The following is a 23,893-nucleotide window of genomic DNA, read 5'->3' as shown; positions in this document are numbered from 1 at the left end:
TTATTTTATCGCTAGGTTCTTTTTATCTCCAATGTAAGTTTGGATTTTATTTACAACATGTTTTCCAACTTGCTCTCCTTGTGCTACGCCTTCTTCGATCGCCATCATATAATGTATTCCACCATATAGTCTTGACAAAGCCGCTTCTTCCGAAGCTTCTATAAAGGAGTTGAACGACCTAACCGGCAAACCATATTCAATTTCTGTAGTGTCATCGAATGCAAAATTATCGCCAAATAGATCGGTAAGGGTTATTGCTGCTGCTCTTGAAATTACAGAATGCCCACTGGTATATTCTGGAAAAGGAGGAGTTTGAAGAATAGGAAGCCATTCTTCGTCGTAATATTTATTAATTAATGTTTCTGGTCGAACTACTAGTGTATTCCACTTTTCATCCCAACAACTTATAAAGGCGTCAAAAAGTGCAATGGTAACATTAGTATAGGCATTGAGAGTGGCTTCAAAATCACTATTAGCCTTTCTGGTCACAACAGATGTAATTCCGATCCAATGCCCACCCGGGGTAATTTTTTTTGTTGCAAACATAGCGTGTCCTCTATGATGAGTTACGTATGGATTACAGTCCCAAAATTTTGCGATTTCTAATTGTTCGTCTGTTATTTTATTACGGATTTCAAAAACTTCTTGTAACTGAATTTGAAATGGACTTCCCTCTTTTAAATCAAAAGCTAATGGTGGTTTTGGAGGAAATTGATTTGCAGAATCCAAAGCCATTGTTCTTATCTGGTTCCAGTGAGGTTCGATACCATCCATATAATCTGGGGGAGTTGGTTTCCAATAATGCTCTTCTTCTTGAATGGTATATTTTGGGTAGGTTCTAGTCTGGTTGTATAGGTCTCCTTTAGCCCACTCCAAAATATGTGCAGCTACTTGAACTCCGTATTCTTTTGATGCATTTAATACCGATCTCGGAACTCCTTTTTCTTTTAATTTCTCATCTAAATTTTCTTGAAAAATCAACATCTTGTCTTCCGAAAAAATGAGCGCTCTTCCGACTTCATTGAAAGCATGCAAAGAAGCTATAGTGTAATTAACATCTTCATCTTGGTTTGCCGGTAATGGCTCTAATCCTTTTACTTGACCAACTAATGAAGCATATGAATCTAGATTTGCTAACTGCATTGTTTGATAGGCTGCAATTGTAGGATATAAATAAACTCTACTTGCCACCGGAGGCGAAAAAATATCATATACAATGATGTCAGTAAGGTTTTTTACATTGGACTGAACCCATTCTGGATCGTCTAATTCTTTAAGATAACTAAAATCTTTTTGACAACTAGACATTAGTAGAGATGCTAGAAACAATAAAACTATAGGTTTATTTATTTTCATTGGGATGATTTTTAGACAATAAATATACATAATCATTATTTGACATAATGAGCTTGGTATGTTTGTTTAAACTAATAATTCTTTTGGCGTTTATTCCTATTGGAAGTGGTAAAAATAAATCTTCTTTAAAAGACTTTGTTTCATTACTCCAGTCAGAAAGCACCCCCCCTGTGTTTGAGGAACTGTTTCCTAAATCAGTAATATATTGATCATTATTTCCAACATAAAATAACTTTATATTTTCGTCTGAACGGTCTAAATAAAAATCTTCAATACTACTAAGCTGTGCTTTTTCTGGAAGCGGGTATCCTTCGAATTTAGAATTGTTCTGAAGGTAAACCATTGATCTAGTCTCGACAATTTTCTTGATTTCTAAAATATCATTTTCTTTTTTATCTGTCAGATCTTCAATAGTTCTTACTTTGGAAAACTTTTTATATTGTGTAAATTTTTTCTTGATATAAGGAAGTTGACCTGCTAAGTTATCTTTTGAAGAAAAAGGAACATAATCACCAAAATAATTATGGAATATAATGGGATCTAATTGTTCATTTTCATCAAAATCATCGAGATATAAAAATACTGGATTTTCAATGGAAGCTTTCCATTTAAAATTAGATCCGGAATTTCCTGCTAAAATATCCAGGAACCCATCCTTGTTAATGTCTTCAATTGAAACTGTATTCCACAAGCCTTCTGTATTGTTTAAATTCAAAACATTATTGGCAATTTCAAATTTCTGATCTCCTTTGTTAATCAAGACTGTAATTGGCATCCAATCTCCAACAATAACTAAATCTAGTAAGTTGTCGTTGTTTAAATCACCCCATGCGCTATCGGTTACTAATCCCAATCGACTTTTTAGAGTCATTTCAAAGCTCATTTTAGCGCTATTCCTTAGTATAAAACTATAAGGACTAAGTCCATATGCTCCTGGTAAAGATCTGCTACCAATGAATAAATCGTCGAAACCATCGTTGTCAAAATCTCCGACCTCAATAGTTCCACCGTTTGTCATTGGCAAGGAAATGTTTATTCTTTTAAAATTAGCCTTCCCATCGTTAAGGTAAATTCGATCAATTAAATAATTTTCATTTTCCTTAAAGTCATTTCCTCCGCTTACAACATATAAATCTAGATCACCATCATTATCAAAATCAAATGAAGCTGCATCCACATCTTCATAATTAACGTCTTTAATAAAGTCAACTGTCTTTTTTTCTACAAAGGTGTTGTTTTTAGTTCCAATATATAATTTAGCTTCCTGGTAACGCGCTCCTCCTAAATACAAATCGTCAATACCATCGCCATTAAAATCATTTAAAACTACAGCAGGACCCTCCTTAGAAAGTTTCTCGGGTATTAGCTGTTCTCTTTCATAATCTAAATAGGTATTCTCTTTGTGCTTAAAGGGCAAAACTGAAAGTTTGTATTGAGGATTTGAATCAAAGGGAATTAATTTTTGATAGGGTTTAATGTCACGAGCTATTGTAATCTCCTGGTTTGTTTCATATGAACCTAGTTCCTGAGTTTTTCCATCTGGCCATTGAACTGAAATAGAATCAATTTTATTGATTTCACCTAAACCATAAAATAATTTTTGAGTAGAAGATGACTGAAATCCTTTGGTTGTTTGTTGTTCTTTTATGAGTTTCTTTCCATTTCCATAAAGGGTAACCTTTGTTCCTTTTATGATGGAATAGTCTGCATCTCCTTTTAGAGTTAAAGAAAGATAATTATTCCCCGTAGAAGATTTGTTTTCTAAAATAGATGCTGGAGAATTCAAGTTATTTAAAACTAAATCTAAATCTCCGTCATTATCCAAATCACTATATGCAGTTCCATTTGTAAGCGATGGTTTTCCCACAAATGATTCTTTGACTTTACTGAATTTTAAAGCTCCTTCATTTTTGAATAAAATATTAGGAATCTTAAGAACAGGCATTTCGTCTATTAAGTCCTTTTTTAAGTCGTCATCTTCTGTTTTTTCATAAGCAGCATAATCGACATTACTTAAATATTTAATATAATCTAAATCATTAGGTCTTTTAGCAATCCCATTAGAAACGAAAATATCATTCAAACCATCATTATCAAAGTCTTGTAAGAGAACAGACCAACTCCAATCTGTAGCAAATGTTTCGTTTTGAAGAGCAATTTCTGAATAATCCCCATATTCTTTCTTGATATGAAAATGATTACGCGAAAATTGAGGGTCAAACCCTAAGTCTTTTTTAATGCGTGTAACCTTGTCTGTATCTTCTCCTCCAGACTTCAAAAGAATACTAGCTTCATAAGGCATCATATCGGTAGTAAACAAATCAAATAAACCATCGTTGTTCATATCCGCAAAATCAACTCCCATTGTAAATCGAGAAGTATGTTTAATATACGAAGTGGCAGATTCTGTAAAGGTTTTATTTTTATTGTTTATGTATACATAATCATTTTCATGAAAATCATTTCCGATGTATAAATCCATCCAACCGTCTCCATTAATATCAGAGGCAGTAACAGCCAATCCATACCCCAAAGGACTGCTATATATACTAGCAGATTCAGTTACATCTTCAAAAAATGCTCGTCCTTCATTAAGTTTATTTTCATAAAAAAGGTCCCCAGAAAGACTGTCCTTGTCGGATCGCTTTTTGGTTGTACCATAGCTTCTAATGGAGTGAATTCCGTGGTTTAAAAGATACATATCTAAATCACCATCTCTGTCGTAATCAAAAAAAGTGGCTTGTGTAGAAAAACCTGAGAATGCTAAACCATAAGCCTCTGCCTTCTCAGTAAAAGAATTATCTCCGTTGTTTATGTATAATAAATTATGGGAGCCATTGGTATTAAACAATCCTACTTTGGTTACATATATATCTAGATAACCGTCGTTGTTTACATCTTCCATGGAAACTCCATTAGACCAAGTTGGCTGCATGTCGAGACCGGCTGATTCTGAAATGTCAATAAATTTTAAATTACCTTGATTTAGATATAATCGATCGGGTAATTGATTGGCAGAAAAATATAAATCTTCAAGGCCATCATTATTTATATCTCCGACTGCAACACCTCCTCCATTGTAATAGTATAAATATTCAATAATATTTAGCCCGGTGGAGTAAGTCAATTCGTTTTTAAAATCAATTCCTGTTTGCTCACTACCCAAGGTTACAAAAGGAATCGAATTAACAGCATCTTGTTCTTCCTGGCAACTGAGCAAAGAAATTAATAGGGAAAATAAAAAATAGAGTTTTAGGTGTTTCATTATTTGTTCCAGGTGTAAATTTTTAAACTATCTCTATTTCTTGCTACAATCATTTGATTATTGTCGATTGCTATGGATCTAATTTGACCCGGAAGAGAAAAACCTTTTCCGTCTGTATGGAATTCAAAATTAAGGTCACCTTTGTTTTCTAAATAAACACCGTAAGATGCATCATAAATTCCAACCTCCGGTTTAGAATTATATAAATTTCCACCCATTACGATGTCTAAATCTCCATCCTGATCAAAATCTGCTGTATTAATAGCATATACTGGGCTAAATTGAACATGATTTGGTAATTCTATTGGAGTAAATGAAAAGTTTCCGTTATTAATCCATAACTGGGTTTCTAAAGTGTTTACCTCTGAAATCTGAACTCCTTTCATTTGTTCTTTAGAAAAAATAACATCAATGTCAGCATCTTTGAAAGATTCAAAATCAGGAAACTTCTTTTTCAAACTTTTCATTTGATCTATTAGATTGTGTCTTAAGGCAAATGGATAAAATTTCCCGTTCTCAGCTTTAAATGTCAAAACTCCTTCTTTAGCTCCATTTAAATCGAAATCGTTTAAATACATTCGAATTGGAAATTCATCAGAAGCTCTAAACCTACTATTGGTTCCGTGATTACCTAATATAAAATCGAGATCCCCATCGCCATCTATATCTGCACCATGGATAGTATTCCACCATCCTTTTTTATTTGCAAGTGCATGGTTTTTATTTATTATGAAACCTTCTGGAGTATTTTCGAATATTGTAACGGACATAAATTCTCCTACTACAATTAAATCTTGGTCATTGTCTTGGTCTAAATCAACAAAAAGGGCATCTGTTATCAATCCGACATCTTTTAATTCTTTTGCTAATGTTGCAGTTTTATCTTCAAAAACACCAGTTCCATCATTAACTAACAAATATCCGGATCCTGGTAAACCATAGGTAGCAACTTTAGAACGCTCCCCTACAAATAAATCTTGATCCCCATCCCCGTCGATGTCCGCGTGTTCAACAACTCCAGAATTAATTCTAGCTTCTACTGAAGGTAGTTGTTGATTTGTTTTTGTGAAATTTCCTTGACCATCGTTTAACAATAAATCATCGTACAGAAAAGAAGAAAAAGCAGAAATTTCGACACCCCCTGAGGCTAAATAAATATCCAAATCGGAATCACCATCTGCATCAAAAACCGCAATATCTGAATAATCTGAACTTTTCAATTTTGCTTGATGATTTAAATCTTTTATTGCTTCATACGGAGAAAAACCTGAGGAAGTTCCTTTAGAAAACACAACTTCATTATTTTTTGAACCCGGAATAATTAAATCATTAAAACCATCGTTGTCAAGGTCTTCATATCCTATATGAGGTCCTTGAGTACTGGTCATATGATAAATTAAACGGTCTCTATGAAAATCTACAAAATTGCTCTCCTTGTGAACATAGGTGTTTTCTTGTTCTTTGATTTTAAATAAAGAATACTCATCGACCGTTAAAACTTCCTTTAACTCAGCTTCTTCTTCTGTTGCAACGAGAGTCTGATTTGTTTCAATGTTATTGAAAAAGGAGGTTTTGCCTGAGGGCCAAGTAATCTCAACATCTACAATTTTAGATTTACCTAAACCAACTAAAGGCATAGATTCCATACTGGACTGGAACCCACGAACCGGTTGTACTTCTTGATGAATTGTTTTTTCGGGAGTAATGACTTTAATAATGGATCCTACAGCGAGTTTGTTATTTTTAGATCCTTTTAAATCAAATTTTAAAAAATTATTATTTAAACGTTCCGCTCTGTTTTCAAAAACAAATAAGGGCATATTTACATTATTCACAATCAAATCTAAATCACCGTCATTATCCAAATCGCCATAGGCAGAACCATTTGAAAAACTGGGTACATTAAGTCCAGATGCTGAAAACGATTCGAATTCTAAATTTCCAAGGTTTTTGTAGGAATGATTTGGAACTTTGTTTGAAGGAATTATTTCTATTAATCTTTTATAGTCAACCTTTTGATCAACGATCATTGATTTCATTACCTCTTCGTTTGCAACATACTGAAGGTAGTCTTGGTTTGTTAAATCTTGATAGATCCCATTGGCTATAAAAAGATCTTTGTAACCGTCGTTATCCATGTCAAAAAATAAAGCACCCCAACTCCAATCTGAAGCTTCTACTCCTGTAAAACGTCCTATTTCACTAAAGGTTCCATTGTCATTATTTAGATGGAGCATATTTCTTGTAAACTGATGATGGTATCCGTTTTTTACAACATATTGATATTTATTCCAATCCTCGAATGTTGTTACTGTCTTGAGGCGTTTATATTCCGAAGGAAGCATTTCTGTTACAAAAATATCGTTTGACCCATCGTTATTTAAGTCTGCCATATCTGCTCCCATAGAAGCTCCGCTAATAGAACGCATTTGAGAAGTTAAATCCTCTTTAAAAGTTCCATCTTTTTGGTTTATGTATAAATAATCTCTTTCGAAAAAGTCATTGGAAACAAAAATATCCTCCCAGGCATCTCCATTTATATCACCAACACTAACACCCAATCCAAATCCAATAACACTACCATATATTCCTGCAGAAACACTAACGTCTGTAAAAACACCATTGTTATTTTGCATTAGTTTATCCCCTCCTTTTTCGTCACGTTTAGGTCGTTCGTTTCTCCTTAAGTCGAAACTTCCAATTGCTTGATAAGAATTATTTAAAAGATATACATCCAAATCACCATCTTTATCATAATCAAAAAAAGAAGCATGCGTAGAAAAACCTTTGTCCGCAAGATTGTATTGTTCTGCAGATTCTGTAAAAGTGAGGTCTCCGTTATTAATAAAAAATTCGTTTTGCTTGTTATCGCCTTCAACATCACCGGAGTTGCACACGTAAATATCAAGAAAACCGTCCGAGTTTATATCCACCATTGTTACCCCAGTTGACCAAGCTTTTGTCCCTCCAACACCTGCTTGTTCAGTGATGTCTTTAAACTTAAAATTACCTTGATTTAAAAAAAGTTTGTTTTGCTTTTGATTCGATGTGAGGTATACATCTGTGAGTCCATCGTTATTTATATCCCCTAAAGAAACACCACCGCCATTATAGTAGTTTCTATAGGTGTAAACATTAAATTTCTGATCGAAAGAAAGGTCATTTTGAAAAGACATTCCAATAGTCTCCAAATCTTTTAAAAGAAAGAGTTCATTTTCTTTAGAATCAGAGCATGAAAACACTAAAACTAATAAAGTCAATGAAATAAAGAGATGTACAGATTTTTTCATTTGGGAGTTACAGGTTATATTTCAAAAGGGTATTTTCGATTCTAAGCTCAACAAATCGATCATCTAAAATAAACATTTGAATTTGTCGATCTCCATCAACTTTTACCTTTGCGGGATGATCAGGATCTTTTGTGTCGAAATCTATGAATTCATTACCTGGATATGGTTTCAATAAATCCTTTGTTAGCTGTTCAATTAGATCATCGGACTGATAATCTTCATTCCATGGAGCCCAAGCAGCGTATGAAAATTTCATCTTCATCCCAACAATTTTTTTGTTTTCATCAAATACCCCATAAAAAAGCATTTGAATTTTTTTGTCTGACGGGAAAAAAGTACTTGTTGAATCAATATCATATTGAACAGACTGATTTCCGGGTCCTTGACTAATTAAACCTTTCTTGTTTAATTCCCAACACTTTGTAAAAAAGTCTTTCTGCGTTTGACCCATTTCAATATCAAAGATTAGGTTTGTGTATTTTTCACCAGAGGCTGCTTCTGATTTAACAAGTTTAGTGAATTCTGATTCGCAAGAATTTAAACCTACAAAACAAAACCCTAAAGAGATGACAAAAAGGGTATTTCTAAAGAATTTTCTTAAACTGAATTTCATTATCATTAATCGTAATTATTATATATTTTTCTTGCTTAAAATTTAATGGCTCAATTGCTCTAATTTGTCCTTTTACACCTAACGGATGCGGCGCATCAAATAACAAATTTTTATCTTTAATATTAAAATCTAATTCCCACCCTTTAGAAGCGTCATATCTTCCAAATTGCGGTTTCACTAGATATTGATTGCCGCCCAAATATAACGACTTTTTTGTAGAATTTTCATCATTTATATAAGCTAATGCGTACACACATGAATATTGAATTTCAGGAGGTAAATCAATAGATTCAAAACCGGTTTCAGTTCCTAAAAAAAGTGATGTTTTTAAAACATCTAGATCTAAAATTTGACTTTCATCTATGGTGTTTTTATCAAAAATCTGATCCATGCTTTTAGATGCATACTCTTCATAAAAAACCATCTGCTTTTTTAGATAAGGGAGCTGGGTTATGAGTTCATCTTTATCAATGACCGGATAATATTTACCTTCCTTAAGGCTACATAAAATCTGTTCTTTAGAACCATTTTTATCAAAATCATTTAGGTACATTCGATATCCAATTTCATAGAATGTGTTTTGACCTAAATTACCTGCTACAACATCCAACTTACCATCTTCATTAAAATCTTCTACTAAAATGGTATTCCACAAACCAGATGTTGAACTTAGTCCATAAGAATCTGTTTCGTTTTTAAAAGTACCCTTATAATTAATAAGAATGGTTATGGGCATCCACTCTCCTGACAAAATGAGATCCATTTCACCGTCTTTATTAAGATCTACAGATTGAGACCCGGTAATCATCCCAAGGTCTTTAAAGGCATCTTGTTCTTGATATTCAAATCTATTATTGCCCTTGTTTATCATCAAGTACCCAGAACCACTAAGTCCATAGGTGTCTGTTTGAAAACGTTCGCCTATGAAAAGGTCTACTTTTCCGTCACCGTTAAAATCTTCTGCGGTTATTGCGCCTGTTGAGATATGTTTTGGAAAATTAAACGCATTTCTAACCCTAGAGAAATTTCCTGTGCCGTCATTTACATAATAACGATCGTCGAGTAGAGAAGAGAATTTAGAAAAAACTTTTCCTCCAGAACCTACAAATAGATCTAAATCCCCATCTTGATCCCCATCAAGAAATAATGAAACTACATCTTCGGAATTCTTATTTTCTTCAAAAGGGGTTTTTACTTCATCGTATTTCCCTTTCGAATTTGAAATAAATAAACTCCCAGATTGATTTTTTCCCCCGCCTATGAATAGGTCATCATGACCATCTTGGTTTACATCTCCTACCGAAACTGATGGCCCTTCGTTATGATGCATTTCAGTAAGCAAACGCTCTCTGTTAAATTCTACAAAGTTATTTTCTTTGTGTTGATACTTAATTAGACCTTCATCTTCATTCAGAATGACTTCAATTTTATCGTCTTTACTGACAATAGAATTTGCTTCTGATTCTCTTAAGGTATATATTTTATTGGTCTCTAAACCATAACGAGTTTGAATTGAATTATTAGGCCAAATAACCTGAACACTATCTATTGTTTGAGTTGATCCAACACCGAAATGAACCCGATTACTTACCGATGACTGAAAACCTCTAGAAGGAAATTGCTCCATCAGTGCTGTATTGTTATCATAAAAGAGGATAACTTTAGCACCCACTCCAAATTTATTTTTTCCATTCCCATCAAACTCAAAAGTTATGCTTCGGAAATTAAGGGTATCTGTTTTGTTTTCATAAATAAAAGAAGGCATGTTAACGTTGTTAACTAAAAGATCTAAGTCTCCATCGTTATCTAGATCAGCATAGGCATTTCCATTAGAAAAACTTGGTGTTTCTAATCCCCATTCCTTTGTTTTTTCATCAAAGTTAAAGCTCCCTTTATTTTGGTAAGCAAAGTTAGGTACTGCTTTGGAAGGCATTATGTCAATGAGTTTTTTTATTACTCCTTCTTTTTTTTGCATTAATAAACGAACCTGTTCTTCGTTTGCCATATAGGCTAAATAGTCACGATCCAGCAAGTCCTTATTAATTCCGTTGGATATAAAAATATCTTTTAAACCATCGTTATCCATATCAAAAATGGTAGAAGCCCAACTCCATTCTGTAGCCGAGACTCCACTTTTTCTTCCAATTTCAAAAAATCCATTTTTACCCATGTTACGCTGCAGCACATTTCTAGGAAACTGTTGAGAGTATCCTCTTTTCTGGGTGAGAACATACTTATCCCAGGAGTCATATTTAGCTTTGGTTTTTTTTCTTTTTAATGTAGAAGGAAGCATTTCGGTTACTAAAAGATCAGGAAGTAAATCGTTGTCTAAGTCTGCAGCATCTGCACCCATGGATCCCATAGAAAGAGACTCAAAGTAATCATTAGAAACTTCATCAAATCCCCCAGTAGTTGTATTTAAATACAAATAGTCTTTTTCGAAGAAATCATTTGAAATAAATAGGTCTGGCCAGCTGTCATTATTAAAATCCGATATGGTAATTCCTAATCCAAAACCAATAGCACTTGAATATATTCCTACCGCTGTTGTTACGTCATAAAATTTATTGTCTCTGTTTTCAAAAAATTTATTCCCGTTATTATTAGTATCTACAACATCACGTTGACCTTCAATAAGGTCGTATCCACCGACACTTCTAATCGAATTATTTAAAACATAACAATCTAAATCACCGTCTTTATCAAAATCAAAAAAAGCAGCTTGAACAGATAGTCCAACAACATCCAATCCAAATTCTTTAGAGCGTTCTGTAAATGTCAGATCTCCATTATTAATAAATAGTTCATTATTTCTGTTGTCTCCGCCTGGCTTTCCAGATTTGCATACATAAAGATCCAAAAATCCATCCCCATTCACATCAGCAAAAGTAGCTCCCGTTGACCATATGTCAGAACAGGCAACTCCTGCAGAACTAGAAATTTCCTCAAATTTCCAATTCCCTTTATTCAAAAAAAGCTTGTTGTCTACTATATTTCCTGTAAAATAAACATCTACTAAACCATCGTTATTAATATCACCTATTGCAACTCCGGCACCATTATAAAAGTTCCTATAGGTGTATGGATTGAACTCTTCTGTGTAGACGAGTTCGTTTAAGAAATCCATTCCTATCTCACCGTCTTTGAGTTCAAATTTTGAGGTAGAATCTTCAGTACAATGGACCAATAAAAGTAAAAAAGTTAAAAGGAAAAAAATGTTTTTCATTGTGAAAAGATAGCGAAAATAAGATAATAAAAAAGGGGTTATTTCTTTCGAAATAACCCCTTTTAAAATTATAATTCTGTGATAATTAGTATCCAGGATTCTGAGATAAACCATCACCAGCTTGAATTTGCTCAAACGGGATTGGGAATAAAGCAGTGTGATCATCAGCTTCAACTGGTTTCTCCCACCAAGCGCTAGTCCATTTTCCGAAACGGATAAGGTCTGTTCTTCTTGAAGTCTCTTGGAACATTTCACGTCCTCTTTCTGCTAAGAAATCATCTGCAGTAATATTAGTCATTGCAGAAACACCAGCTCTAGCTCTAATTGCATTAACATCTGCTAAAGTAGTAGGGTGATTCCAGTTACTGTTTGCACGAGCAGCTGCTTCAGCACGAATAAGGTGGATATCACCTAAACGTACAATTGGGAAGTCGTTATTTTGATCAGGACGTCCAAATTGTTGGAAGCTAAACTTACCTAAACGAGCACCAGCTTCTCTTAATGAGTTAGGCTGTAATTCGTTTATACGTGGAGTGTAGTTTAAAGGAGGATCACCATCATCAGATGCATAATCTAACACTGCAGAACCACCAAAGTCTAACTGAGGTCCAACGATAAAGTTATTTGCTTTACGTAAGTCATTATCGTCATAAGAGTTATAAAAATCCTCTAAAGCTGCATATCCATTCCATGGTTGATCTTGGAAGTTCCAAGTAAACTGAGAAGAATAGTGAAGTGTCATTTTAGCAAAGTTCATACCCCCACCAGTTGCTTCATCATAGTTTACAGAGAAAATGTGCTCTGGATTACCCTCGTTATTAGGAGCAAATATTGCTGCATATCCAGTTAAGTTATCTGGATCAGAATCAACAGAAGGACGCTTTCCTAGGTTAGGCACAGATACACTTGAATCAGATAATCTATAAGGACCATTTGCAATGATATAATCCGCTGCATCGTGAGCTTCTTGAAACTTAGCAACACCAGTGTAAGCTTCAGAATTTAGATATAACTTAGCAAGCATACCCATTGCTGCAAAACGGTTAATTCTGTATGTATTGTTATCTAATCCTAATGGACTAGTAGATAAATCCATAGAGGAAGTAACTGCAGTAATTCCTAATGTAGCTAATAATTCAGACTCAATAAAGTCGAATACTTGCTGAGGGTTAGACTGCGATGCAGTTTGACCAGGAGCAGTTACAATCTTAACACTTCCAAACATATCTAATAATCTCCAGTAGAAATAAGCTCTTAAAGCTCTCATTTGAGCTGTTTGAGCATTATCTAACCCCAGATTAGCAATTGCATCATTAATACTACCAATTGCTCCGTACTGACCATTCCATGCACTTCCAACCATACCGTTAGTTGGTGTATATGTATGTTGGTGTACCTCAATTAAAACTCCTCCATCGTACCAGTCACCACCTTTAGCGGCAATAGCCATTTCATCTGAAGCAATTCCATTTAAAGAGAAATACCCGAAGTGGTTTGCAGTTCCGGAATTTCTTAATTGAGCGTAAGCTCCAGCAAGGGCATCTCCGCCTCCGCCTGCACCTCCTGAACTAGCAGGGGCGCTAACTGATACCGCTGTTGTGATCTCTCCAACTAACTCTTCCTCTAAGTCTGTACAAGAAAATAGTACAGCTGAAGCGCTAGTGGCAAGCAACATTGTTCTAAAAAAACTTTTCATAATTTTTATATTTTTTTTAATTAAAATTTAATGTTTACACCTAATGTGAATGATCTAGATGCGAAGTAGCTATTTCTTCTATCTAAACCTGGTGATAATACATCAGCTCCACGCCCATCTTCACCTATGTCAATTAAAGCTGGCTCTGGATCAAGACCCGTATAGCTCGTGAAAACCAATGGGTTTTGAGCGTTTAATGATACTTGAATAGAGTCGAAAGCGTCAGAGTTGCTCATGTCAAAGTTACGAGTAACTGTAAGGTTGTCTAATTTAAAGAAATCAGCTTTTTCAACATATAATGAACTAAAACGAGCAGTTGTTAAACCATCTTGAGCTAATTCAGTGTTAACGAAGTTGTAAGAACCTTGAGTTGAAAGTCTTGGCTCGTAAAACGCACGGAACGTATTTACTAAACTGTGACCAAATGCTCCTCTAAAGAATGCATTAATTGTCCAATCTCCAAAAGCAATTTGGTTTGTCCAACCTAATTCTAGATCAGGAATACCATTTCCTAATTCTTGCATATCCACATTGTCATCAAGAGCTTTATCTTGAGCAGCAATTACTTGACCATCACCATTGATGTCAGCAAATACAGGATTTCCTCCAGAAACGCCTTCAAATACTGGACCCCAGATTTGACCAATTTCTTCTCCTTGCTTAACTCGAACAACCGCTGTAGCATTTTGTCCAGGTGCTCCTAAGTTAGCTCTCATTTCAGCATCTAAAACATATTCGTCTAGAGTTGTAGAGTATGAAGAAAGAACAAGACCCGTAGTATACATATCGTTAACTTCGTAGTTTAAAGCTAATTCAACACCTTTAGTGTTTAATTTACCAGCATTTTCGAAACGACGACCAGTTGGGTATAAAGTTACATCAACAGTACGCTCTAAGATAAAGTCAGAGATATCACGAGTATACAAGTCTAAAGTTGCATCCCATTTACCTTTTCTATACTCAATACCTAAGTTAGTTTCAGCTTTTTCTTCCCACTTAAGAGTTGGGTTAGCATCACGACTTGGAGAAGACGATCCACCACCTTGACCTCCGTCATAAGTAAAGTTTCTGATTTGTTGTGAAAGACCATTTGGTCCAGGTAATGCACCTGTTACCCCGTAACCTACACGAACTTTAAACTTATCAGCTCCAGTGTTTAAGTATTTGTTTAAGTCAACACCCACACCAATCGCTGGGAAAATACCCCATTGCTCATCAGCTCCTAACTTAGTAGAACCTTCACGACGAATAGATGCATTAATGAAGATAGCGTCATCAATAGTTACGTTAGCACGTCCAAAGAATGCAATGATTCTATCGTCAGGGCTTTTATTAGAGTTTGCTCCAATTAAACCAGCGTTTAGTAAATCTTGAGAATACTCAACAGCATTAATATAGTCTAAAGAGTTATCTGGAAAATCTCCTAAAGAAGTAAAGTGATCTTCAAAGTTTTGCTGTTGGAAAGAATATCCAGCAGTTAAAACCAACTTAGTGTTTCCAAAGTTTGCATTGTAGTTACCATATAATTCAGCTAATTTGAAGCTATAAGTTTGGTCGTAGAATTCAGCTAAACCTTTTCTTAAAGGAGAAGTAGCGTTACCACCTCTTAATAAAGTAGTTGGATTGTAAAGCTTGTTAGAGTATTTACTTACCTGATTTGCAAAGTTACCATTTACTGTAATAGCATCAGAAACTTTGTAGTTTAAGTTAACACTGTAGTTTACTTCTGTCTTATCACCTTTATTAATTTGCTGATTAGCAATAGAAACTGGGTTGTAAGAATCAAATAAACCCAAAGTTTCAAAGTATCCACCAAACTGCTCAGATGCAAACTGGTATGGAGAATCAACACCATAAATTGGTGCAGTTGGGTTATACAAAACAGCATATTTCATAGACTCACTAGAACCATTATTTTGCTCTCTTTTAGTTAAAGCAGAATTAAAGTTGATTGTAAGTTTGTCGTTTAATGCCTTTGTAGTAAAATTCAAACGAGTGTTAAACTGTTGGAAGTCAGAGCTGATTAAAACTCCTTCTACATCTCTAAAGTTAGCAGAGATACGGTAAGAAGTATCACCATGTCCACCAGCAGCAGAGAAGTTATGAATGGTCGTTAAAGCTTGACGAGTAACTTCGTCAACCCAATCCGTATCGCTTCCTAAATCTGTACCACCTGCAGCAACAAATTCTTGAGCTGTCATGATATCAACTGTGTTTAAAGCAGAAGTTACACCTAACTGACCATTGTAGTTGAATTGAACTTTACCTTCTTTACCAGATTTAGTAGTAACTAAAATTACCCCAGAAGATCCACGAGAACCGTAGATTGCTGCAGCAGATCCGTCTTTAAGAACGTTAATGCTTTCAATATCTGAAGGATCAACATTCGCAAGAGAAGCTCCGATAACACCGTCAATAACAACTAAAGGTTGTGCATTAGCTCCTACCGTAGAGATACCTCTTAAACGGATAGTAGCAGCAGCATTTGGGTCACCCCCTCTATTGTATACTTGTAAACCAGCAACTTTACCTTGTAAAAGTTGAGACGCATCGTTGATATTACCTTTGTTAAAGTCTTCAGCGTCAACCTTAACTACTGCGGAAGTAATTTCTTTTTGACGTTGAGAACCATACCCTGTTACAACAACTTCTTCTAGTTCATTGTCTGTAGCTAAAGTAATTGTGATTTGATCTTGTCCACCAACAGCAACTTCTTGCGTAGTAAACCCGACAAATGAAACCTCAAGTATAGCATCTGCAGAAGCAGCTATAGTGAAGTTACCATCAAAATCAGTAGTAGTACCATTAGCTGTACCCTTGACAACTACGGTTGCCCCAGGTAGAGGACCATCTTCACTCGTAACCGTACCTGATACGGATTGAGCATACATTCCTACTCCTACAAAAAATAGTAGGGCTGAAAGGAATGCTTTGAATTGATTTTTTTTCATTCTTAAAAGTTTAAGTTAATTTTGATTTGTTTTTGTATCAGAAACCAAAGTACAATTCAAAGTTATATATATAGTAAATAATTGTTAAAAAAATTAACAGTTCTCATCGAAAACGTTTTCGAATTACGATTTTGATTCTTATATTAGCCAATATTTTACAAATTGATGAAAAACTTAACTTTAAAAGATATTGCCAAGGCTCTTGATATTTCAGTAACTACAGTTTCTAAAGCGTTACAAAACTATCCTGATGTTAGTCCTAAAACAAAGAAGCGCGTTAAAGAATATGCTGAAAAAGTAAACTTTAAACCAAATTCATTTGCTGCTTACTTAAGAACGCATGAATCTAAAACAGTTGGAATTGTAATACCACGGTTAAACCACTACTTTTTCAGTAGTATTCTAAGAGGTATTATAACCGAAGCTGAGAAACATGAATATATGACATTCATACTTTGTTCGGATGAATCTTATGAGCTTGAGAAAATTCAAATTGAAAGACTCATTAATAAAAATGTAGATGGTATTTTTCTTTCAATAGCTGATAAAACTCATGATCTTGGGCATATTCAGAATATAATCGACAAAGAAACAAGTCTAGTGATTTTTGATAAATATTCAAAGCTTACTGCTTGTTCAAGCGTTGTAATTGACGATCAAAAAGCTGCATATACTGCTGTAGAACACTTGATTAAGAAAGGTAAAACCAAGATCGCACATTTTAGAGGCCCTTTATTACCACAAAATTCAATTGATAGGTTCCTTGGTTACAGAAAGGCTCTTGACGATTACGGGCTAGAATACGACAAAGATTTAGTCTTTATATGTGATGATATAAATGACACCGAAGGATATAACCACATGCAAACAATTTTAGATGAAAAAATAGAAATCGATGCTATTTTTGCTGTAGCTGATCTTCCTGCTGTGGGTGCTATGAATTGTTTATTAGAAAATAACATAAAAATACCTGAAGAGGTTTCAGTAATAGGATTTAGTAATTGGCTGATATCTTCTCTTATTACCCCATCTTTGAGTACTATTGATCAGCCTGGAGAATTAATGGGGAGAAAAGCTTTTCAAGTTTTTATGAATGAACGAGAAATGAAAAAGAAAAAGAAAAAGGTTGAATTTAAAAAGTATGAAATTGAAACCACTCTTATTGAAAGAGATTCCACTTAAGATTTTTTTAAAAAATTAATGTTTCGCGTCAATCCTTTAAACTTTGACCTTTTAACAGCGCTATCTTTGAAAACTTCTTTAAACGTATCTTCTGTTAATTCTTCCCAATCTTTTAAATTCATATTTAATAACTCTGGATGCGGGTTGAATAAGGGTTCTTGGTGAGGTTTTGAGAATTTATTCCATGGACAAACATCCTGACAGACATCACAACCAAACATCCAATCATCCATTTTACCTTTAAATTCGGTCGGAAGTGCTTCTTTAAGCTCAATCGTAAAATAAGAAATACATTTACTACCGTCCACTTGATAAGGGTTTGTTATTGCATCTGTAGGACATGCATCAATACACGCTGTACAACTCCCACAGTGATCTGTAACTGGAGTGTCGGGTTCTAATTCTAGATCGATTATTAGTTCTGCAATGAAGAAAAAAGAACCTACTTGTTTTGAAATCAAATTGCTGTTTTTACCAATCCAACCCAAGCCTGATTTGGCTGCCCAAGCTTTGTCCATGACTGGAGCAGAATCAACAAAGACTCTTCCATCGACTGTTCCTATTTCACGATTTATAAGCTCTAATAACTGTTTGAGCTTATCTTTAATGACAATATGGTAGTCCTTCCCGTAAGCATATTGAGATAGTTTAGGAGCTTTAGGATCTGCCTGCTTTTCAGGATTATAATAATTGAGAGTTAAAGAAACTACACTTTTTGCACCCGGAACAAGTAACGTTGGATCCAAACGTTTGTCAAAATGGTTGGACATATAATGCATTTCACCATGGTGGTTATTCTTTAGCCAATTTTCCAACCGAGGTGCTTCTTCCTCTAAAAAGCCTGCTTTTGAAATTCCGCAAGAAAGAAACCCCAATTTTTTGGCTTGGTTTTTAATCCATTGTGCGTTTTTAAAAGCAGCTCCATTCATTTTAAAACAAACCTTCTTGGTTATCTTTTATTCGGCCAAGATGTTTATAAGCCAATGCAGTCACCTCTCTTCCTCTTGGAGTTCTTACAATAAATCCTTGTTGTATTAAGAAAGGTTCGTAAACTTCTTCTATGGTTTCACCATTTTCAGAAACTGCCGTAGCAAGTGTAGTAATTCCGACTGGACCTCCTTTAAACTTATCGATGAGCGTCGTTAATATTTTGTTGTCCATCTCGTCCAAACCATTAGCGTCTACTTGCAAAGCTTTTAATGCAAACTGTGTTATTTCTAAATCTATAGTTCCATTACCTTTTATTTGAGCGAAATCTCGAACTCTTCTCAACAGACCATTTGCAATTCTAGGAGTTCCTCTACTTCTTCCAGCTATTTCTATAGCTGCATTTTCTCCGATTGGCACTTTAAGAATGTGAGCAGAACGATTCAGTATTGTTGAAAGCAACTCGGTACTATAATATTGAAGTCTACTACTGATTCCAAATCGAGCGCGCATTGGAGCTGTCAATAAACCTGATCTTGTTGTAGCACCTATAAGTGTAAAAGGATTTAAATTAATTTGAACTGTCCTTGCATTTGGACCTGATTCAATCATTATATCAATTTTATAATCTTCCATAGCAGAATATAAATACTCTTCTACAATTGGGCTGAGTCTGTGAATCTCATCAATAAAAAGAATGTCTCTTGGCTGTAGGTTTGTTAACAAACCTGCCAAATCTCCTGGTTTATCTAGAACAGGTCCAGAGGTCATTTTAATACCAGCCTGAAGTTCGTTCGCTAATATATAAGCTAATGTTGTTTTACCTAATCCGGGAGGACCATGAAACAGTGTATGATCTAATGCCTCTTCTCGCTGATTAGCCGCTTCAACGAAAATTTTTAAATTTTCAATTGTTGCTTCTTGACCAGCAAAGTCATCAAAACTTAAAGGTCTTAACGCTCTGTCTATATCTTCCTGCTCGGGTGTAAAATTCTCGTTACTGGGATCTAGATTTTCATTCATTAAAACAAATATAGTGAGAATCTTGAAGCAAAAAGTGCTTCAAACGAGCATAAAAAAAAAGAGACGCAATTGCGTCTCTTTTATATTTTATTGTAAATGTTTAGTGTTGTAACTCCTTCTCCCCTTCTTTTAGAGGAACAATCTGAGAAACAAAATCTTCTTCTTGTCCTGGTTTTGAATAATCATAAGCCCAACGGTGAACTTCTGGAATAGCACCTGGCCAGTTTCCATGCATATGTTCTACAGGAGTTGTCCATTCCATTGTATTCGATCTCCATGGATTTTCTTCAGCTTTCTTTCCGTAGAATATACTACTGATGAAATTGTAAAGGAATACTAATTGAGCTGCTCCTGCAATTAATGCGAAAACAGTTATAACAACATTAATATCAGCGATATCATCAAAGTAAGGGAATGCGGTGTTTGTATAATATCTTCTAGGAAGACCAGCCATTCCAATAAAATGCATTGGGAAGAATACTCCATAAGCACAAACTGCAGTTACCCAGAAATGAAAATAACCTAAGTTTTTATTCATCATTCTTCCAAACATTTTTGGGAACCAGTGGTAAACCCCTGCAAATAATCCATAAAGTGCAGAAATACCCATTACTAAGTGGAAATGTGCTACAACAAAATACGTGTCATGAACATTGATATCAAGGGTGCTATCTCCTAAGATAATTCCAGTTAGTCCTCCCGAAATAAACGTGGAAACCAAACCAATAGAAAACAACATCGCTGGATTTAACTGTAGATTTCCTTTCCACAAAGTTGTAATGTAGTTAAATGCTTTAACTGCAGATGGAATTGCAATTAGAAGGGTAGTAAATGTAAATACAGATCCAAGGAATGGGTTCATCCCAGAGATAAACATATGGTGACCCCAAACAATTGTTGACAAAAATGCAATGGCGATGATTGAAATTACCATGGCGCGGTATCCGAAAATAGGTTTACGTGAATTCGTAGCAATAATTTCTGAAGTAATACCAAGCGCTGGTAATAAAACGATATATACTTCAGGGTGACCTAGGAACCAAAATAAGTGTTCGTATAAAACTGGTGATCCACCTTGATAATGAAGTACTTCTCCTTGAATAAAAATGTCCGATAGGAAGAAAGAAGTTCCAAAGCTACGGTCCATTATTAAAAGTAAAGCTGCAGAAAGTAATACCGGGAAGGATACAACTCCAATAATTGCAGTTACAAAGAATGCCCAAATTGTTAAAGGAAGTCTAGACATCGTCATTCCTTTTACTCTCAGGTTAATTACCGTTACAATGTAGTTAAGTGAACCTAATAATGAGGAGGCAACAAAAATAGCCATCGACACCAACCAAAGGGTCATTCCTAAACCAGAACCAGGCTGAGCTTGTGGAAGTGCACTAAGAGGTGGGTATATTGTCCATCCGGCTGCTGCAGGACCTGCTTCTACGAATAAGGAAGCAATCATAATTATACTTGATAAAAAGAACAACCAAAATGAAATCATGTTTAATAAACCGGATGCCATATCACGTGCTCCAATTTGAAGTGGAATCAAAAGGTTACTAAAGGTTCCACTCAACCCAGCAGTTAGTACAAAAAATACCATGATTGTACCGTGGATTGTAACTAAAGCTAAATAAACATTAGGGTCCATAACACCATCTGGTGCCCATTTACCTAATAAAACTTCAAATATTCCGAAAGATTTTTCTGGCCATGCCAATTGTAATCGGAACATAAGAGACATTGCAATTCCAATGATCCCCATGAAAAGTCCCGTAATTAAATATTGCTTTGAGATCATCTTATGATCCGTACTAAAGATATATTTAGTTATGAAAGTCTCTTTATGATGCCCGTGATCCTCCTCGTGATTATGCTCTACTGCTGACATATATCTATGCTGTTTATTTGGTTAGTTATTGTATTACTTGAGCAAAAGTTTGCTGTTGACTCATCCAAGCTTCGTACTCTTCAGGAGTTTCAACAATAATTTTCATTTGCATGTTATAATGTGATGCGCCACAAATCTTGTTACATAATAAAATGTAATCAAAAGTATAAGGCTCTAAAGCCTCTTCTCCATTAGCGACTAACTCTTTACTGTTTTCTACTCTAATTTTGTTGATCTTGTTTACTTTCGCTATTACATCTGGGTCACGTCGCATGTCCTCAGTTGTTGTAATGGGTGTAAAAGCAAATTCTGTAATCATCCCTGGAACACAATTCATTTGAGCTCTAAAGTGAGGCATGTATGCAGAATGTAGTACGTCTTGTGAACGCATTTTAAATATAATTTCTCTTCCGACAGGTAAGTGTAATTCTTGAGTTACTACATCGTCTAATCCATTTGGATCTGTAGCATCAATACCTACTAGATTTTTACCGTCAAAATCTTGTAAAAAACGAACATTGGCATCACCTAGAACCCCATCTTCACCTGAGTATCTAGCTTTCCAGTTAAACTGTTGTGCGTATAACTCTACTACCAATGCTTCATCATTTTCTTCAACAGTCATTATGTTGTTCCAAGTATACAATCCGTAAAGAATTAAACCTGCTAATGTAATAACTGGAATAATGGTCCAAATGGCTTCTAATCTATTATTATCAGCATAGAATAGTGCTTTCTTGCCTGGTTCTCCTCTATACTTAAAAGAAAAGTAATGAAGTAGAGCTTGAGTTACAGTTTGAACAAAAAAGATTAACGCGAATGAAATCCACATCAAATTATCGTAATCACTACCGTGTTCTGAAGCTGCTGCTGGTAACAAAACATCTCCCCACTTCCAAAAAGAAAAAAGAGTAAGGGTATAAAGGAATGCTAAAAAAGCAAACATCAATTTTCCTTGAGTATCATTATCGCGGTCATTAGCTACTTGTGAGTTATCTACTTTACTTTGAGACATCTCAAAGATTTTAGCTACTTGCCACAGGGATATTGCAATTAAAACAAGTACCGTAAGGGTTAATATTGCCGTCATTTATATCTTTTCTATTAATTTTTAATTAGTAATGAAAACGTTCACTTTCTCCTAAATAAGGATCCCCTTTTGCGAGCAGTGGTGCTTTCGTTAATTCTGTAAATACTGTGTATATGAATAAACCTAAGAAGAATAAAAAGCCTCCTATTTCTGCTATACCAATAAACCATTGATCACCTACTGCAGATGGCATAATCATATTAAAAATATCTAAATAGTGACCTAAAACAATTACAATTCCAGCCATGATAATGAAATAGTTAGTTCTCTTATAATCACTATTCATTAATATCAACAATGGAAATAAGAAGTTCATTGCAATCATTCCAAAGAAGGTTATATTATAATCTTCAATTCGGGTAATGAAGTAAGTAACTTCTTCTGGAATGTTTGAGTACCAAATTAACATGAATTGAGAGAACCATAAATAAGTCCAGAATACACTTATTCCAAACATGAACTTTCCAAGATCATGAATATGAGAATCATTTACAAATTCTAAATATCCTTGAGACTTTAAATAAATTGTAATTAAAGCAATAGTAGTAATACCTGTTACAAACATACTTGCAAAAACATACCATCCAAAGAGAGTACTGAACCAGTGTGGATCGATTGACATAATCCAATCCCATGACATGATTGATTCTGTTACGATATAAAAAACAAGGAAACCTGCAGATATTCTGAAATTTTTCTTGTGGTTAGAAATATCGGAAGATTCATCTTGTGCTAGAGAGAATTTTCTTGAATAGTATCGGTAAAGCGTCCAACCTGCTAGGAAGAAAACTGCTCGACCTAAAAAGAAAGGAACATTTAAGAAAGCTGTTTTACCTGCTATTAATTTATCATGAGCAACTACTTCAGGATCCATCCATATAAACAAATGGTTGAAATGCATTCCTGATAAAGCTAGAATTACAATTACGATAATTCCTCCTGGCAGAAGGTAACCTGTAATTCCTTCCATAACTCTGTAAAGCACTGGAGACCATCCTGCTTGTGCAGCACGTTGTATTGCATAGAAAGCAAGAACTCCTAGCGGAATCATAAAAAAGAAGAAGGCTGCAACATAAAGTGCTGCCCAAGGCTTATTTTGTAATTGGTGTAATAAATGTTCATCGTGTGAACTGTCATGTGATTCTTCTCCATGAGAAGCTTCAGCATGAGTATCTTCAGCATGTGAACCTTCAGCGTGAGAATCCTCTGCATGGCTATCCTTAGATTCTGCATGACCAGCACCGTGATGTTCAGTAGCAACCATTGCCTTTGCTTCAGCAACATTTTTGGGTGCATTTAAGAAACCTATGACCAATCCTATGAATCCTAGGAGCATTAGTACACGGGCTATATTTTTGAGTTTATTTGGAAAAGTATACATATATTTTA

At 34.9% G+C, this 23,893-nt stretch carries 13 protein-coding genes; 1 reads left to right on the top strand and 12 read right to left on the bottom strand.

Annotation, left to right across the window (positions count from 1 at the left end; all coding sequences use genetic code 11):
• The 7 genes from NG655_RS02025 to NG655_RS01995 form a co-directional block, all read right to left on the bottom strand.
• Entirely contained in the window at positions 1-1,356 is a 1,356-nt protein-coding gene (locus NG655_RS02025; protein ID WP_252157685.1) for a vanadium-dependent haloperoxidase, read from the bottom strand.
• Positions 1,343-4,621 (bottom strand): VCBS repeat-containing protein, encoded by a 3,279-nt coding sequence (locus NG655_RS02020; protein WP_252157684.1) that lies wholly within the window; start codon positions 4,619-4,621, stop codon positions 1,343-1,345. Before NG655_RS02020 ends, NG655_RS02025 begins: the two co-directional genes overlap by 14 nt.
• The gene (locus tag NG655_RS02015; RefSeq protein WP_252157683.1) at positions 4,621-7,911 is read right to left on the bottom strand and encodes a VCBS repeat-containing protein; all 3,291 of its coding nucleotides are present in this window, start codon (positions 7,909-7,911) and stop codon (positions 4,621-4,623) included. The genes NG655_RS02020 and NG655_RS02015 overlap by 1 nt, the downstream gene beginning before the upstream one ends.
• Before the next feature lie 7 nt (positions 7,912-7,918).
• Positions 7,919-8,524: a hypothetical protein gene (locus NG655_RS02010; RefSeq protein ID WP_252157682.1), complete on the bottom strand. Its 606-nt coding sequence runs from the start codon at positions 8,522-8,524 to the stop codon at positions 7,919-7,921.
• Positions 8,496-11,750: a CRTAC1 family protein gene (locus NG655_RS02005; RefSeq protein WP_252157681.1), complete on the bottom strand. Its 3,255-nt coding sequence runs from the start codon at positions 11,748-11,750 to the stop codon at positions 8,496-8,498. Before NG655_RS02005 ends, NG655_RS02010 begins: the two co-directional genes overlap by 29 nt.
• An 85-nt stretch (positions 11,751-11,835) precedes the next feature.
• Entirely contained in the window at positions 11,836-13,446 is a 1,611-nt protein-coding gene (locus tag NG655_RS02000) for a RagB/SusD family nutrient uptake outer membrane protein (protein ID WP_252157680.1), read from the bottom strand.
• A 20-nt stretch (positions 13,447-13,466) separates the two neighbouring features.
• Positions 13,467-16,397, bottom strand: coding sequence for a SusC/RagA family TonB-linked outer membrane protein (locus tag NG655_RS01995; RefSeq protein ID WP_252157679.1), 2,931 nt, complete (start codon positions 16,395-16,397; stop codon positions 13,467-13,469).
• Positions 16,398-16,562: 165 nt separating this feature from the next.
• On the opposite strand from NG655_RS01995, the gene NG655_RS01990 reads away from it, so the two are divergent.
• Positions 16,563-17,579, top strand: coding sequence for a LacI family DNA-binding transcriptional regulator (locus NG655_RS01990; RefSeq protein WP_252157678.1), 1,017 nt, complete (start codon positions 16,563-16,565; stop codon positions 17,577-17,579).
• Here the strand turns inward: NG655_RS01990 and queG are convergent.
• The 5 genes from queG to NG655_RS01965 form a co-directional block, all read right to left on the bottom strand.
• Positions 17,576-18,508, bottom strand: a complete 933-nt coding sequence (queG, locus tag NG655_RS01985) for a tRNA epoxyqueuosine(34) reductase QueG (RefSeq protein WP_252157677.1) — start codon at positions 18,506-18,508, stop codon at positions 17,576-17,578. The two genes, NG655_RS01990 and queG, sit on opposite strands and share 4 nt — an antisense overlap.
• A 1-nt stretch (position 18,509) precedes the next feature.
• Complete coding sequence (gene ruvB, locus NG655_RS01980; protein WP_252157676.1) at positions 18,510-19,529, bottom strand: Holliday junction branch migration DNA helicase RuvB; 1,020 nt, start codon at positions 19,527-19,529, stop codon at positions 18,510-18,512.
• Between the two features lie 100 nt (positions 19,530-19,629).
• Positions 19,630-21,414 (bottom strand): cytochrome c oxidase subunit I, encoded by a 1,785-nt coding sequence (locus NG655_RS01975; RefSeq protein WP_252157675.1) that lies wholly within the window; start codon positions 21,412-21,414, stop codon positions 19,630-19,632.
• Between the two features lie 25 nt (positions 21,415-21,439).
• Positions 21,440-22,504, bottom strand: a complete 1,065-nt coding sequence (locus NG655_RS01970; RefSeq protein ID WP_252157674.1) for a cytochrome c oxidase subunit II — start codon at positions 22,502-22,504, stop codon at positions 21,440-21,442.
• Positions 22,505-22,529: 25 nt separating this feature from the next.
• On the bottom strand, positions 22,530-23,885 hold the full coding sequence (locus NG655_RS01965) for a quinol:cytochrome C oxidoreductase (RefSeq protein WP_252157673.1): 1,356 nt from the start codon (positions 23,883-23,885) through the stop codon (positions 22,530-22,532).
• Between the last annotated feature and the right edge of the window lie 8 nt (positions 23,886-23,893).

It is taken from the genome of Candidatus Arcticimaribacter forsetii (assembly GCF_910589745.1).
Classification (GTDB): Bacteria; Bacteroidota; Bacteroidia; order Flavobacteriales; family Flavobacteriaceae; genus Arcticimaribacter; species Arcticimaribacter forsetii.
The sequence above is the reverse complement of the archived record's forward strand: the minus strand, read 5'-3'. Positions and strand labels throughout refer to the sequence as shown.

Coding starts and splice junctions, on each gene's coding strand:
- NG655_RS02025 (WP_252157685.1), bottom strand. CDS start 1,356: ATGAAAATAAATAAACCTATAGTTTTATTGTTTCTAGCATCTCTACTA.
- NG655_RS02020 (WP_252157684.1), bottom strand. CDS start 4,621: ATGAAACACCTAAAACTCTATTTTTTATTTTCCCTATTAATTTCTTTG.
- NG655_RS02015 (WP_252157683.1), bottom strand. CDS start 7,911: ATGAAAAAATCTGTACATCTCTTTATTTCATTGACTTTATTAGTTTTA.
- NG655_RS02010 (WP_252157682.1), bottom strand. CDS start 8,524: ATGAAATTCAGTTTAAGAAAATTCTTTAGAAATACCCTTTTTGTCATC.
- NG655_RS02005 (WP_252157681.1), bottom strand. CDS start 11,750: ATGAAAAACATTTTTTTCCTTTTAACTTTTTTACTTTTATTGGTCCAT.
- NG655_RS02000 (WP_252157680.1), bottom strand. CDS start 13,446: ATGAAAAGTTTTTTTAGAACAATGTTGCTTGCCACTAGCGCTTCAGCT.
- NG655_RS01995 (WP_252157679.1), bottom strand. CDS start 16,397: ATGAAAAAAAATCAATTCAAAGCATTCCTTTCAGCCCTACTATTTTTT.
- NG655_RS01990 (WP_252157678.1), top strand. CDS start 16,563: ATGAAAAACTTAACTTTAAAAGATATTGCCAAGGCTCTTGATATTTCA.
- queG (WP_252157677.1), bottom strand. CDS start 18,508: ATGAATGGAGCTGCTTTTAAAAACGCACAATGGATTAAAAACCAAGCC.
- ruvB (WP_252157676.1), bottom strand. CDS start 19,529: ATGAATGAAAATCTAGATCCCAGTAACGAGAATTTTACACCCGAGCAG.
- NG655_RS01975 (WP_252157675.1), bottom strand. CDS start 21,414: ATGTCAGCAGTAGAGCATAATCACGAGGAGGATCACGGGCATCATAAA.
- NG655_RS01970 (WP_252157674.1), bottom strand. CDS start 22,504: ATGACGGCAATATTAACCCTTACGGTACTTGTTTTAATTGCAATATCC.
- NG655_RS01965 (WP_252157673.1), bottom strand. CDS start 23,885: ATGTATACTTTTCCAAATAAACTCAAAAATATAGCCCGTGTACTAATG.